This is a genomic window from Agrobacterium sp. YIC 4121 (assembly GCF_002008205.1).
GTDB lineage: Bacteria > Pseudomonadota > Alphaproteobacteria > Rhizobiales > Rhizobiaceae > Agrobacterium > Agrobacterium leguminum.
Genome location: NZ_MRDI01000007.1, coordinates 1 through 13,256 on the forward strand (window position 1 = coordinate 1; position 13,256 = coordinate 13,256).

Annotated in this window: 10 protein-coding genes; 9 read left to right on the forward strand and 1 reads right to left on the reverse strand. The window is 61.3% G+C overall.

Annotated elements, in window-relative coordinates:
- Positions 1-367 precede the first annotated feature (367 nt).
- The 6 genes from BTE54_RS10915 to BTE54_RS10940 all read left to right on the forward strand — a co-directional run bounded on the left by BTE54_RS10915 (position 368) and on the right by BTE54_RS10940 (position 9,247).
- Complete coding sequence (locus BTE54_RS10915; protein ID WP_078052485.1) at positions 368-1,558, forward strand: efflux RND transporter periplasmic adaptor subunit; 1,191 nt, start codon at positions 368-370, stop codon at positions 1,556-1,558.
- Between the two features lie 11 nt (positions 1,559-1,569).
- Entirely contained in the window at positions 1,570-4,704 is a 3,135-nt protein-coding gene (locus tag BTE54_RS10920; RefSeq protein WP_078052466.1) for an efflux RND transporter permease subunit, read from the forward strand.
- 118 nt (positions 4,705-4,822) lie between these two features.
- Positions 4,823-5,446 carry a TetR family transcriptional regulator gene (locus BTE54_RS10925; RefSeq protein ID WP_078052467.1) on the forward strand — a complete coding sequence of 208 codons (624 nt, stop codon included), beginning with the start codon at positions 4,823-4,825 and terminating at the stop codon, positions 5,444-5,446.
- Positions 5,447-5,645: 199 nt separating this feature from the next.
- The gene (locus tag BTE54_RS10930) at positions 5,646-7,169 is read left to right on the forward strand and encodes a sugar ABC transporter ATP-binding protein (protein ID WP_078052468.1); all 1,524 of its coding nucleotides are present in this window, start codon (positions 5,646-5,648) and stop codon (positions 7,167-7,169) included.
- Positions 7,170-7,219: 50 nt separating this feature from the next.
- Positions 7,220-8,221, forward strand: coding sequence for an ABC transporter permease (locus BTE54_RS10935; protein WP_078052469.1), 1,002 nt, complete (start codon positions 7,220-7,222; stop codon positions 8,219-8,221).
- A gap of 72 nt (positions 8,222-8,293) precedes the next feature.
- Positions 8,294-9,247 carry a substrate-binding domain-containing protein gene (locus BTE54_RS10940; RefSeq protein ID WP_020810860.1) on the forward strand — a complete coding sequence of 318 codons (954 nt, stop codon included), beginning with the start codon at positions 8,294-8,296 and terminating at the stop codon, positions 9,245-9,247.
- A 56-nt stretch (positions 9,248-9,303) separates the two neighbouring features.
- Here the strand turns inward: BTE54_RS10940 and BTE54_RS10945 are convergent, their stop codons facing one another.
- The gene (locus BTE54_RS10945; protein WP_065655482.1) at positions 9,304-10,197 is read right to left on the reverse strand and encodes a LysR family transcriptional regulator; all 894 of its coding nucleotides are present in this window, start codon (positions 10,195-10,197) and stop codon (positions 9,304-9,306) included.
- Between the two features lie 537 nt (positions 10,198-10,734).
- On the opposite strand from BTE54_RS10945, the gene odc2 reads away from it, so the two are divergent.
- The 3 genes from odc2 to BTE54_RS10960 all read left to right on the forward strand — a co-directional run bounded on the left by odc2 (position 10,735) and on the right by BTE54_RS10960 (position 13,180).
- Positions 10,735-11,868 (forward strand): ornithine/lysine decarboxylase, encoded by a 1,134-nt coding sequence (gene odc2 / locus BTE54_RS10950; RefSeq protein ID WP_035261035.1) that lies wholly within the window; start codon positions 10,735-10,737, stop codon positions 11,866-11,868.
- 193 nt (positions 11,869-12,061) lie between these two features.
- Positions 12,062-12,631: an N-acetyltransferase gene (locus BTE54_RS10955; protein ID WP_065655481.1), complete on the forward strand. Its 570-nt coding sequence runs from the start codon at positions 12,062-12,064 to the stop codon at positions 12,629-12,631.
- A 147-nt stretch (positions 12,632-12,778) separates the two neighbouring features.
- Positions 12,779-13,180: a MarR family winged helix-turn-helix transcriptional regulator gene (locus tag BTE54_RS10960; RefSeq protein WP_020813347.1), complete on the forward strand. Its 402-nt coding sequence runs from the start codon at positions 12,779-12,781 to the stop codon at positions 13,178-13,180.
- Positions 13,181-13,256: the final 76 nt, after the last annotated feature.

Sequence of the window (13,256 nt, forward strand, 5' to 3'; positions counted from 1 at the left end):
CACAAACCAAAACCAGATGGCCTTCCAATGGCCGCAAATTTAAACCGGACAGTAGTGGGACAAGCCCGAGGATGACGTCGAGAGAATGTTGTCGCGGAATCTAAACCGCGCAGCGGTGGTTTGGTCGCGACGGACACAGCGGAAAGCTTCATTCGTCCGACTGTCGCCTCCGGCTCGCCGCGATATGTCCTTCCTCGAACGCCAGTTAGTCCTCCATTCCCCATTACAGCGCTCTCCGCAAGCCGTCTCACGCACCTTCACAAGCGCGTGAGACGGCTTTTGCACTGCAACAATTTCATTGCCGAAATTTTACATACGTCTTAGTATGTATGTAAATGTGACATTTTTTATGGATTCGGAGCGCAGTATGGCGAAGAGATTGGGGCAGATCGCGGCGGTGTTGTTGACGGGCATCGTTCTTGTCGGATGTAGCGATGAGCAGGCGTCTGCGCCCGGCGCGCCGCCGCCCGGTGCGGTGAAGGTCGTGACGGTGAGCCAGGAAGAACTGCCCATCACCAACGAATTGCCAGGACGCATTGCGCCGACGCGGCTTGCCGAAGTGCGCCCGCGTGTCTCCGGCATTATCGTGGAGCGGGTGTTCGAACAGGGCTCGCTGGTGAAGGAGGGCGATGTTCTCTACCGGATCGATCCCGCGCCGTTCCAGGTGCGTGTCGACAGCGCCGAGGGCACGTTGCGCCGGGCGCAGGCCGCGCAGCTTCAGGCGCGGCAGACGGCCGACAGACAACAGCAGCTGCGCCGTTCAAACGTCGGTTCCCAGCAGGAATTCGATAACGCCATCGCCCAGCTGGCGCAGGCCGATGCCGAGGTGGCCGTGGCCGAAGCCGGTGTCGCGGAAGCGAAGCTCAATCTGCAATATGCCGAAGTCAAAGCCCCGATCAGCGGCCGCATCGGTCGCGCGCGTATTACGGAAGGCGCCCTCGTCAGCGCCACCGGCTCGGAAAATCTGGCGACGATCCAGCAGCTCGATCCGATCTATGCCGACTTCACCCAGCCGGCAGCCGATCTTATCCGCCTGCGCAAGGCCCTGCAGGATGGTAAGCTGATGACCGGCCCGAACGAAGCCGAAGTCAACCTGCTGTTCGATGACGGCAGCCGTTACCCGCTGCCCGGCCGCCTGCTGTTTTCCGAAGCGGCGGTGGATGAAACCACCGGTCAGGTGACGCTGCGCGGTGAGTTCCCCAACCCGAACGGCGATCTGCTGCCGGGCATGTATGTCCGCGTGCAGATCCAGCAGGGTATCCAGAAAGCGGCCTTCGCCGTGCCGCAGCAGGCGGTTCAGCGCGATGCCGGTGGTCAGGCGAGCGTGCTTGTCGTCAATTCCGAAGACACGGTCGAGCAGCGTCGTGTCAGCGTCGGCCGTTCCATCGGCGATCGCTGGGTGATTTCCGAGGGCCTGAAGGATGGCGACCGCGTCGTGGCCGAAGGTTTCCAGAAGACCGCTCCGGGCGCGAAAGTGAAGCCGGAACCGTGGTCCGATGAGGCCGATGTCGCAACCGCCGCTGACAGCGAGAGCGCGGCTCCGGCTGCGAAGCAATAAGGACCGATTTCATGGCACGTTTTTTCATCGATCGGCCCATTTTTGCCTGGGTCGTCGCCATCTTCATCATGCTGGCGGGTCTGCTCGCCATTCCCATGCTGCCGATTGCGCAATATCCCAATGTCGCCCCGCCGCAGATCTCCGTCTCGACGACCTATCCGGGCGCGTCGCCGGAGGATATTTACCAGAGCGTCACGCGTCCCATCGAAGAAGAGCTGAACGGCGTTCCAGGCCTGATCTATTTCGAATCGACGTCGGAATCCTCGGGTCGCATTTCCATCAACGTCACCTTTGCGCCGGGCTCCAACATCGGTGAAGCCCAGGTGGAGGTCCAGAACCGCATTGCGCGCGTCGAACCCCGCCTGCCGCAGGCGGTGACGCAGCAGGGCCTGCGCGTGGAGCAGGCGGGCACGTCGTTCCTGATGATGGTGGCGCTCACCTCCGTCGACGGCAACACGGACGCCATCGGTCTCGGCGATTATCTCAGCCGTAACGTGCTCGGCGAATTGCGCCGCGTTCCCGGTGTCGGAAGCGCGCAGCTCTTTGCCACCCAGCGCTCCATGCGTATCTGGATGGACCCGGACAAGATGCTGGGCCTCAGTCTCACCTCCAACGACGTCATCGGCGCCATTCAGGCGCAGAATTCGCAGGTTGCTGCCGGCCGCATCGGTGCATCGCCAAATCCCATCGGCCAGCAGATTTCCGCAACCGTCAACGTGCAGGGCCAGCTCACCTCGCCGGAAGAATTCGGCTCCATCGTGCTGCGCGCCAATCCGGACGGCTCGTCCGTACGGCTGCGCGATGTCGCGCGGGTGGAAGTGGGCGGCGAAAGCTATAACTTCTCGAGCCGCCTGAACGGCAAGCCGAGCGCCGCCATCGGCGTGCAGCTTTCGCCCACCGGCAATGCGTTGCAGACCTCCGAGGGCGTTCGCGCCACCATGGAAGAGCTGTCGCGATATTTCCCGTCGGGTCTGGAATATGAAATTCCCTATGACACCAGCCCCTTCGTCAAGATTTCGATCGAAAAGGTCATTCACACGCTGATCGAGGCGATCATCCTCGTCTTCGTGGTGATGTTCGTCTTCCTGCAGAATATCCGCTACACCATCATCCCGACACTGGTGGTGCCCGTGGCGCTGCTCGGCACCTGCGCCATCATGTATGTCTCGGGTTTCTCGATCAACGTTCTGACCATGTTCGCCATGGTTCTCGCCATCGGCATTCTGGTGGATGACGCGATTGTCGTCGTCGAGAATGTCGAGCGCATCATGGCGGAAGAGCATCTGTCGCCCAAGGAGGCCACCCGCAAGGCGATGGGCCAGATTTCCGGCGCGATCATCGGCATCACGCTGGTGCTGACCGCCGTGTTCGTGCCCATGGCCTTCTTCCCCGGCGCCGTCGGCATCATCTACCAGCAGTTCAGCCTGACGATGGTGGTGTCGATCCTGTTTTCGGGCTTCCTTGCCTTGTCGCTCACGCCGGCGCTCTGCGCGTCGTTTCTGAAGCCCATCAAGGCCGGACATCATGAGAAGAAGGGCTTCTTCGGCTGGTTCAACCGCGGCTTCGACAAGGCCTCGCACAAATATTCCTCGTCCGTCGGCAGCATCATCAAGCGTTCCGGCCGCTTCATGGTCATTTACGCGGCTTTGCTGGTCGGTCTTGGCTGGGCGTATATGCAACTGCCAAGCTCGTTCCTTCCGAACGAAGATCAGGGCTACCTGATCGTCGACATTCAGGCGCCGGCGGAAGCCAGCAGCGACCGCACCCTGCAATCCATCCAGCAGATCGAAAAGATCTTCATGGAAGAGCCGGCGGTGGATCGTGTGATTGCGGTTTCGGGTTTCTCCTTCTCCGGCTCCGGCCAGAATGCGGGTCTCGCCTTCGCCACCCTGAAGGACTGGAGCGAACGCGGACCGAACGATTCCGCCGCCGCCATATCGGCGCGCGTCAACGCCAAGCTGTGGGGTCTTCCGGACGCCATGTCGTTTGCGCTGTCGCCGCCGCCAATCCAGGGCCTCGGCAATTCCAGCGGCTTCACCTTCCGCCTGCAGGATCGCTCGGGCGCGGGACAGGCGGCTCTCAGCGCCGCCGGTGCGCAGCTGATGGCCGCCGCCCGTCAGAGCCCCATCCTTGCCGGTCTTCGTATCGAAGGCATGCCGGATGCGGCGCAGGTCAATCTCATCATCGACCGTGAGAAGGCCAATACGTTCGGCGTCACCTTCAGCGACATCAACGCCACCATCTCGGCCAATATGGGTTCCTCCTACGTCAACGACTTCCCCAATGCCGGCCGCATGCAGCGCGTGACGGTGCAGGCGGAACAGGGCCAGCGCATGAAGACGGAGGATCTTTTGAACCTCAACGTCCGCAATGCCAATGGCGGCATGGTGCCGGTGAGCTCATTCGCCACGGTGGAATGGGTGCGCGGTCCCTCGCAGGTGGTCGGTTACAACGGCTATCCGGCGGTCCGTATTGGCGGCCAGTCCGCACCTGGTTATTCGTCGGGTGACGCCATTGCCGAAATGGAGCGCTTAGCGGGTGAGTTGCCGAGCGGCTTCGGTTTCGAATGGACCGGCCAGTCGCTGCAGGAAATCCAGTCCGGTTCGCAGGCACCGGCATTGATCGGGCTCAGCGTTCTGTTCGTCTTCCTGCTGCTGGCAGCGCTTTACGAAAGCTGGTCCATTCCGCTCTCCGTCATGCTGGTGGTGCCGCTCGGCGTCATCGGCTCGGTGGCGGCGGTGATGCTGCGCGGCATGCCGAACGACGTCTACTTCCTCGTAGGCCTCGTCGCGATTATTGGCCTGTCCGCCAAGAATGCGATCCTGATCATCGAATTCGCCAAGGATTTGCGGGCGGAAGGAAAATCCACCTATGATGCGACGGTGGAGGCGGCGCATCTGCGCTTCCGGCCGATCCTGATGACGTCGCTCGCCTTCTCGCTCGGCGTGCTGCCGATGGCGATTGCTTCGGGCGCCAGCGCGGCGAGCCAGAACGCCATCGGCACCGGCGTGCTCGGCGGCATGATCTCGGCGACGATCCTTGCGATCTTCTTCGTTCCCGTCTTCTTCGTCTTCGTCATGAAGATTTTCGGGGATCGGAAGAAGGAGAATGAGATTGCTGCTGACGCCGTATCGCCGGCGGAATAAAACGGGTGTGACGGCTGGGCGAAAAGTCACGTGAATGCGTTCATCTGACTGACAGCCCGGCACCGCAAACAGGGCACGGTGCGAAAGCGCCGTGCCGCGACTGGAAGGAGACATCAGCATGCGCCGAACCAAGGCCGAGGCAGAAGAGACCCGTCAGGCGATCCTTGCCGCTGCCGAGCGGGTGTTCTTCAAGAAGGGCGTGGCCAACAGCTCTCTGGATGAGGTGGCGGCTGCGGCCGGCGTTACGCGCGGGGCGATCTACTGGCATTTTTCCAGCAAGAGCGATCTCTTTATCGGCCTCTATCAATCGGTGTCCCTGCCGGAATCGGATCTGCTCGATTTCGGCGACCCCGACGTCAAGGGGCTGGCTGTGCTGGCCAAGATCGAGGAAGCGGCCTGCAAATGGCTGACGCTTCTTTCAAAAGATGAGCAACGCCAGCGCATCATGACCATCAGCCTGCGCACCAATTACTCCGATGAGTTCGCCCCGGTGCTGCACGCGCAGGAGGAACTGGACCGGTATCACAAGGATCGGCTCGAGGGCGCTTTCGCGCGGGCGCAGGCGGAAGGCGCATTCAACGACAACTGGACGGCGGACTCTGCGCTCGACGCGCTCTACTGGCTGCTGAAAGGCATGTGCTCCGACTGGCTGCTGTTCGGCAAGCGTTTCGATCTGGCCAAGGAGGGCGCTGAAGCCGTGCACCGTCTGATGAAGGGGTTCCAGCGCTCCTCCGCGTCATGACGCGACTTTCGCGACCTTCTGGCGCGGTTCCTGTGGTCAAATTTGAGTGTATTATAAAACACCAGCGAAATTTGCTTTACGTACCTCAAAACGGACGCTAGCTTCTTCCTCGAGCTTTGGGAGGAGTTCGCAGATGGTCGTTTCAGATAAAATCAAGGGGCAAATGCCGTCCGTTCACACCGGATACCGGTGACGGCACATGGCTTTTGCTGACGAATCTCCAGACCACGCCCTTATCCGGACGGTTGGGCTGTCCAAGTCTTTCGGGCCGGTACAGGTTCTCAAGGACATCGAGATCGCGGTGCGGGCCGGTGAGGTCCACGCGATCATTGGCGAGAACGGCGCCGGCAAGTCGACGCTGATGAAGCTGCTGGCCGGCAATGAAAAGCCGTCGGGCGGCGAAATCCGCATCGATGGCGAAGCCGTTACGCTGAGCGGTCCGGTGGATGCCGAACATCGCGGCATCGTTCTCGTGCATCAGGAAATATTGCTGGCCCCGGATTTGACGGTGGCGCAGAACATTTATCTCGGTCGCGAAATGCGCCGGGGCGCCATGGTGGACGATCGCGCCATGCGCGCCGGCGCCCGCAAGGCAATCGCCGATCTCGGCGGTACGATCGATCCGGACGCCATTGTCGGCAGCCTGTCGATTGCCCAGCGGCAGCTGGTGCAGATCGCCCGCGTTCTGTTGGTGCCGCATCGTGTGGTGATTTTCGATGAGCCGACCGCGAGCCTTACGCCCATCGAAACGGATGCGCTGCTGAATGTCATCAGGGACATCCGGGCGAAAGGCGTGGCCGTGCTTTATATTTCGCATCGTCTGCCGGAGGTGAAGGAGATCGCCGACCGGGTGACGGTTCTGCGAGACGGCAGGCTGGTCGCCTCCCATCCGGCATCGGCGCTGAACCCTGCCGATATGGCGCGGCTGATGGTGGGGCGCGATGTCGCCAAGCTTTATCCGGACCGCGCCGCCGGCGGCGAGCACGAGCCGGTTCTGCAGGTGGAGTATTTTACTGTTCCGGGTCATGCTCAGGATGCCGGTTTCAACCTGCGCAGGGGCGAAATCCTGGGTTTTGCGGGTCTGGTCGGCGCGGGCAGAACGGAACTCATGGAAGGAATACTCGGCCTGCGCGCCGGCCGGGGAACGGTGCGACATCATGGCAGGCCGGTGCATTTCGCAAAGGCGGAAGACAGCCTGAAAGCCGGCATCGTTTATCTGAGCGAGGACCGCAAGGGCAAGGGCCTGCTGCTTGCCAAGGATTTGCGTGTCAATCTCACGCTTGCTTCGCTCAAGAAATTCAGCCGGCTGTTTCAGATCGATACCCGCCGGGAAACGGCAGCGCTCGATGATGCGGTCCGGGATTTCGACATCCGTACCGGACGCAAGGATCTGCTGGCGGGCCAGCTTTCCGGCGGCAACCAGCAGAAGCTGCTGCTGGCCAAGATGATGCTCGTCGATCCGTCCATCGTCATCATCGACGAACCGACGCGCGGCATCGATATCGGCACCAAGGAACAGATTTACCGCTTCATCGCCAGGCTCGCGGATGAGGGGCGCTCGATCATCGTCGTTTCCTCGGAAATGCCGGAGCTGATCGGCATCTGCGACCGCATTCTGGTGATGCGGTCGGGCCGGATCGTCGGCGAGGTGACGGGTGAGCGCATGACTGAAAACGACATCGTGGCGCTGGCGACGGGTGTCCACACGCAGGAACCCGCCTGAGCGCCCGCGTGCCGGGAAAGATGGCCTGATAAAAGAGACTGAGGGGAAACATGACTGAGGCCGCATTTGACAACGGCAAAACGCCGAAGACCTCGAAGGACTGGGATCTGCGCGCCGTCGCGCCTTTCGTGGCGCTGGCCCTGCTGCTGGTTCTCGGAACCATCGCCAATCCCAATTTCATCGGCATCGACAATCTCCTGAACGTCATCACCCGCAGCGCCTTCATCGCCATCATCGCGCTCGGCGCAACTTACGTCATCACATCGGGCGGGCTCGATCTTTCGGTGGGCGCAATGGTGGCTTTCGTCGCCAGCCTGATGATCCTGTTCATGAATAGCGGCGCCATCGCCAGTCCGCTTTTAATGCTGCTTACCGCCATGGCGCTGGCGCTCGCCATCGGGGCTGCCTGCGGGCTGACGAACGGCCTCATCACCACCATTGGCCGTATCGAACCTTTCATCGCCACGCTCGGCACCATGGGCATTTATCGCGGCTTGACCACATGGCTGTCGCAGGGCGGGGCGATCACGCTGCGCAACCCGGAAATCCAGACGCTTTATCGTCCGGTCTATTTCGGCAATGTTCTGGGCGTGCCGGTGCCGGTCATCGTTATCTTCGTCACCGCTGCGATAGCCGCCTTCGTGCTTTACCGCACCCGTTACGGGCGGCATCTGACCGCAGTAGGGTCGAGCGAGGATGTGGCGCGTTATTCCGGCATCTCGGTCGCGCGGGTCCGCACCATCGCTTATGTGGTTCAGGGGCTGTGTGTCGCCGTTGCGGTGCTGCTTTACGTGCCGCGCCTCGCTTCCACTTCGGCCACGACAGGCATGTTGTGGGAGTTGCAGGCCATCACCGCCGTCGTTGTCGGCGGCACGGCGCTGAGGGGCGGGGTAGGGCGCATTTGGGGGACGATCTGCGGTGCTTTCATTCTGGAGATCGTCGGCAACATCATGATCCTGTCGAACTTCGTCAGCGAATATCTGATCGGCGCCATTCAGGGGGCCATCATCATCATCGCCATGCTGGTGCAGCGTTCGCTCAGCCGCAGGTGACGTATCATGCCGCGCCATGTGGGGCAGGCGCGGTTGAAGGAGGAACGCCCCGGTCTTGGGAGGAAAGAGACTATGCGTAGTAAATTCATCGGCGTGGCCTTTGCCGCGCTGGCCACGGTACTTGCCGCTTCAGCGCATGCGCAGGACAAGAAGGTCACCATCGGCGTATCCATTCCAGCGGCCGACCATGGCTGGACGGCGGGCGTCGTCTACCATGCCGAGCGTGTGGCGAAGCTGCTGATGCAGGAACATCCGGGGCTCAACGTCATCGTCAAGACGTCGCCGGACGCCGCCAATCAGGCCAATGCGCTGCAGGACCTTGCCGTGCAGGGGCTCGATGCTCTGGTCGTCTTGCCGTCCGATCCAGATCCGCTGGTCAACGCCATCAAGGAGATCAAGGACAAGGGCACCTTCGTCGCGCTGGTCGACCGCGCGCCGAGCGTCAACGACAATTCGATCCGCGATCTCTATGTTGCCGGCAACAACCCCGCACTTGGCCAGGTGGCAGGCGAATACATCAAGAAGACGACGCCTGACGCCGAAGTCGTGGTCATTCGCGGTCTGCCGATCCCGATCGACCAGCAGCGTCAGGATGGTTTCGACAAGGGCATCGCCGGTTCCAGCGTCAAGGTTCTCGACCGCCAGTACGGCAACTGGAACCGCGACGACGCCTTCCGCGTGATGCAGGACTATCTGACCAAGTACAAGAAGATCGACGTGGTCTGGTGTCAGGATGACGACATGGCTATCGGCGTGCTGGAAGCCATCCAGCAGGCGAAACGCACCGATATCCAGTACATCGTTGCGGGCGCCGGTTCCAAGGACATGATCAAGAAGGTCATGGACGGCGACAAGCTCGTGCCGGTCGACGTGCTCTACCCGCCGGCGATGGTGGCGACCGCCATGCAGCTGACGGCCGGGCATTTCTATGATCAGGTGCCGGTTGCGGGTGAATATATCCTCGATGCGACGCTCATCACCAAGGACAATGCCGAGCAGTTCTACTTCCCGGATTCGCCGTTCTGATCTGATTTTCCGCTAACGCCGACGCCCGCCGCAAGGCGGGCGTTTCATTTTGTGGCTCACCCGTTCTTCCTGAACCAGGCCGAGAGATAATCCACGAAGCTGCGAACCTTGGCGGGCAGGTAACGGCGATGCGGATAGACCGCATAGATACCCCTGTCCTTGGAAATATAATCGTCGAACAGCGTCACCAGCTCGCCGGACTGGATATAGGGTCTGGCGATGAAATCGGGCACGAGCGCAATGCCGAGCCCGGCGCGGGCGGCGCGCAGCGTCGCCTGCGGGCTGTTGACCTCGATCGGTCCGCTGATGGTGACGGAGTTCGAACCGCCATCCGGCTCCAGATACCGTACCGTATTGTGAAACCGCGTATTGGTGTCGATGATGAAGGGAACGCGGGAGAAATCCTGCGGCCCGTCGAGCGGCCCGTGCTGCGCCACGAAATCCGCCGTCGCCACCGCATAGACCCGGAAATCGGAAAGCTTGCGGGCGATGAGACCGGAATCCTCCAGCCGGGTTATGCGAACCGCAAGATCGAAACCCTCTTCGATCAGGTCGACGAATCGGTCTTCCGCGACGATTTCCAGCGACAGTTCCGGATTTTCTTTGGCGAAGTCGATCAGACTCTGGCCGACATCGGCATCGATGAAGGTGCGGGGAACGGAAATCCTGAGCTTGCCCTTGAGGTCGGCATTCTTTTCGCGCACCAGATCGGCAAGGTTATCGATTTCCTTCAGAATGTCGGAAGCGGTGCGGTAATAGGTGTGCCCGGCTTCCGTCAGAGAGAACTGCCGGGTGGTGCGGTTGAGGAGCAGCGCGCCGAGATCGTCCTCCAGTTCCCGCACATATTTGGACAGAAGCGCCTTGGAACGCCCCGTCTTGCGCGCCGCGGCGGAAAAACCCTCCGCTTCGACGACATCGATAAAGGCGCGGATGCGGGTGAGCGTGTCCATGAAAATCCTCCAGTTCGTTCCATATAATTGAACGGCGAGCGCGGACTGTTCAACCCTTAATTCACTGCCGAAAAAATCCGCTCTTTGGTGAAAAAATCCTCTTGATTATGACTGCGAATATTCTTATCTCCCGTGCTGCCCAAAGTCGCACGTGCCCATGTGTGTCCGCCGATTCCTCGATGTGGTGAGGATTTAGGTAAGGTACCTGGAACTAACCCCTCCAGTCGCTATTCCGGCCAACCGGAAAATGCGAGGACATACGAAGCAACGACGGTGCGGGCCTTTCTGGTTCTCTGCCGGCTTTCCATCAGCCGGGGTACTAAAGAGGCACACCATCATTGCCTGAAGTGCGGTCGGGTCATTCCCTCCAATCCATGGCAGACAAAGCCGAATGATGCTCTGGCAGGGCATCGTTCACATTCGCGCCTTGAGCGTATGCTATCGATTCTGCGCCTCCACCGGCTGATTCGAATGCATATCTCGAGCGTCCTTTGTCCTCCGGATTTTTCCGGAGCCGGTTTAACAGGGAATACATCGATGACGACTGCACGCATTCTCGACTTCATCAAGACCCGACGTCCCGAAGGCCCTTGCCTCGTGGTTGATCTCGACGTCGTGCGCGACAATTTCAACGCTTTCCGGCATTCCCTGCCGAACAGCGCCATTTATTACGCCGTCAAGGCAAACCCGGCTCCCGAAATCCTGAAGCTGCTCGCTTCGCTCGGCTCCAACTTCGATTGCGCCTCCGTGGCTGAAATCCAGATGGCGCTCGATGCCGGTGCGACGGCTGACCGTATCTCCTTTGGCAACACCATCAAGAAGGAACGCGATGTTGCTCGCGCCCACGCGCTCGGCATCGATCTCTTCGCCGTGGACAGCCATGAGGAAGTCGAGAAGGTCGCCCGTGCCGCTCCCGGCGCGCGCGTCTTCTGCCGCGTGCTGACGGATGGCGAAGGCGCCGAATGGCCGCTGTCGCGCAAGTTCGGCTGCGTGCCGCAGATGGCTGTCGACGTTCTGGTCTATGCACATCAGCTCGGCCTCGAATCCTACGGCGTATCCTTCCATGTCGGTTCGCAGATGATGAACCTCGACGCATGGGATGCGGCGCTGGCCGACGCCAAGCGCGTCTTCGCTTCGCTCGCCAAGCAGGGCATCCACCTGCAGATGGTCAACATGGGCGGTGGTTTCCCGACCAAGTACCTGCGCGACGTTCCGGCTGCCGAAGAATACGGTCAGGCGATCGACACGGCGCTGCGCAAGCACTTCGGCAACCAGATCCCAAAGACGATCATCGAGCCGGGCCGCGGCATGGTCGGCAATGCCGGCGTCATCAAGGCGGAAGTCGTTCTCGTGTCGCGCAAGTCCGACAATGACAACCACCGCTGGGTGTTCCTCGACATCGGCAAGTTCGGCGGTCTCGCCGAGACGATGGACGAGGCTATCCGTTACCCGATCCGCACGACACGCGATCAGGACGAGATGGAGCCCTGCGTTCTGGCCGGCCCGACCTGCGACAGCGCCGATGTGCTGTATGAAAAGAACATGTACCCGCTGCCGGTCTCGCTGACCATCGGCGACGAAGTTCTGATCGAAGGCACGGGCGCTTACACGACGACCTACTCGGCGGTCGCGTTCAACGGTTTCGAGCCGCTGAAGGCCTACGTCATCTGATCCGATCGCCGCCCGCTGAGCAGGGCGGCGTCTCGACCAAGCTTCCGTTCCGGCTTTGCCGATTGTGCTGATGCGCAAATCCCTGCTTGCTGCACCTCTTCCAGCCGAGGAAAGCGTGTCGGCGGGCCGGAACGGCTCCACCAATTTTTCATCAAGGGCCGCGTGTGGGCGGTAGTGTGACGGGAGGCCAAGGATGGCCGCTCTTTTGAATTCGGTACGGGCATTTTTCACGCCGCAGACATTTCAAGTCGATCAGGAAAATCCGGGCGATGTCGTCGCCCGTGAGAACCTGCTGGACCGCGCCATGGGCGCCGGCCGCCGCCGCAAGTCTTCCGAAAAGCTGCGCGCGGGTCGCATTCCGGCCGAAGGCCTGGCGCTCGTCGCCCGCGATGAGGACGGCCATGTCATCGGCACGGTGCGCCTATGGAACGTCGAGGCCGGCATCTCGCGCGAAGGCCGCGCCGTCGAAGCGCTGCTGCTCGGCCCGCTGGCCGTCGATGCCGCCCATGAGGGCAAGGGCATCGGCTCGGCGCTGATGCGCGCCGCCATTGCCGAAGCCACCAAGCGCGGCCACGGCGCCGTTCTTCTGGTGGGCGATGCACCCTATTACGAGCGCTTCGGCTTTTTCGCCGACAAGGCCCAGCACCTCATCATGCCCGGCCCGTTCGAGCGCAGCCGTTTCCTGGCGCTGGAACTGAAAGCCGGCTGGCTTGAAGGCGCTGCCGGCCTGCTGGTGGCAAGCGGGCGCAGGCTGTCTGCCTGAGGCCGGCCTCGCTGCTGATATCAAACCCCGGCCCAAAGCCGGGGTTTATTGTTTCTGCTCTATGGCTTTGGGGTCGGCCGTTGCCCGCCGATAATTTCTCGGAGCGCCTCTTGCGCACAGAAATTTACGGGTATATACCCGAGACAAATGCCAAACGATAGTTGCCATTGCATCCTGTTGCGCAAAGCATCCCGCAAGGTTTCGTCCTATTATGACGAGGCCCTGGCGCCGCTCGGGGTGAATATCGGTCAGTTCAGCCTGTTGCGGAACATCAATCGCACGGCGCCGGTTTCGTTGACCGATCTGGCCGCGCGGGTGGAACTTGATCGTTCCACCGTCGGCCGCAACGCCAAGGTGCTGGCTCGCATGGGTCTGGTGGCCATCGGTCACGGCGAGGATCAGCGGGAAGCGATGCTGACCGTGACGAAGGAAGGCCACGCGATCCTGAAAGCGGGCGCGCCGCTCTGGGATGGGGTGCAGGATGAAATCGAGGCCCGGCTTGGGCCTGAGAAGACAGCGCAATTGCAGGAACTGCTCGCAGCCCTGTGATTTTTGGGGACATAAGCGGGTATCTGCCCGCAATACGGGGTATATACCCGCAAAATATCGGCCGCGGCCGCTGGAA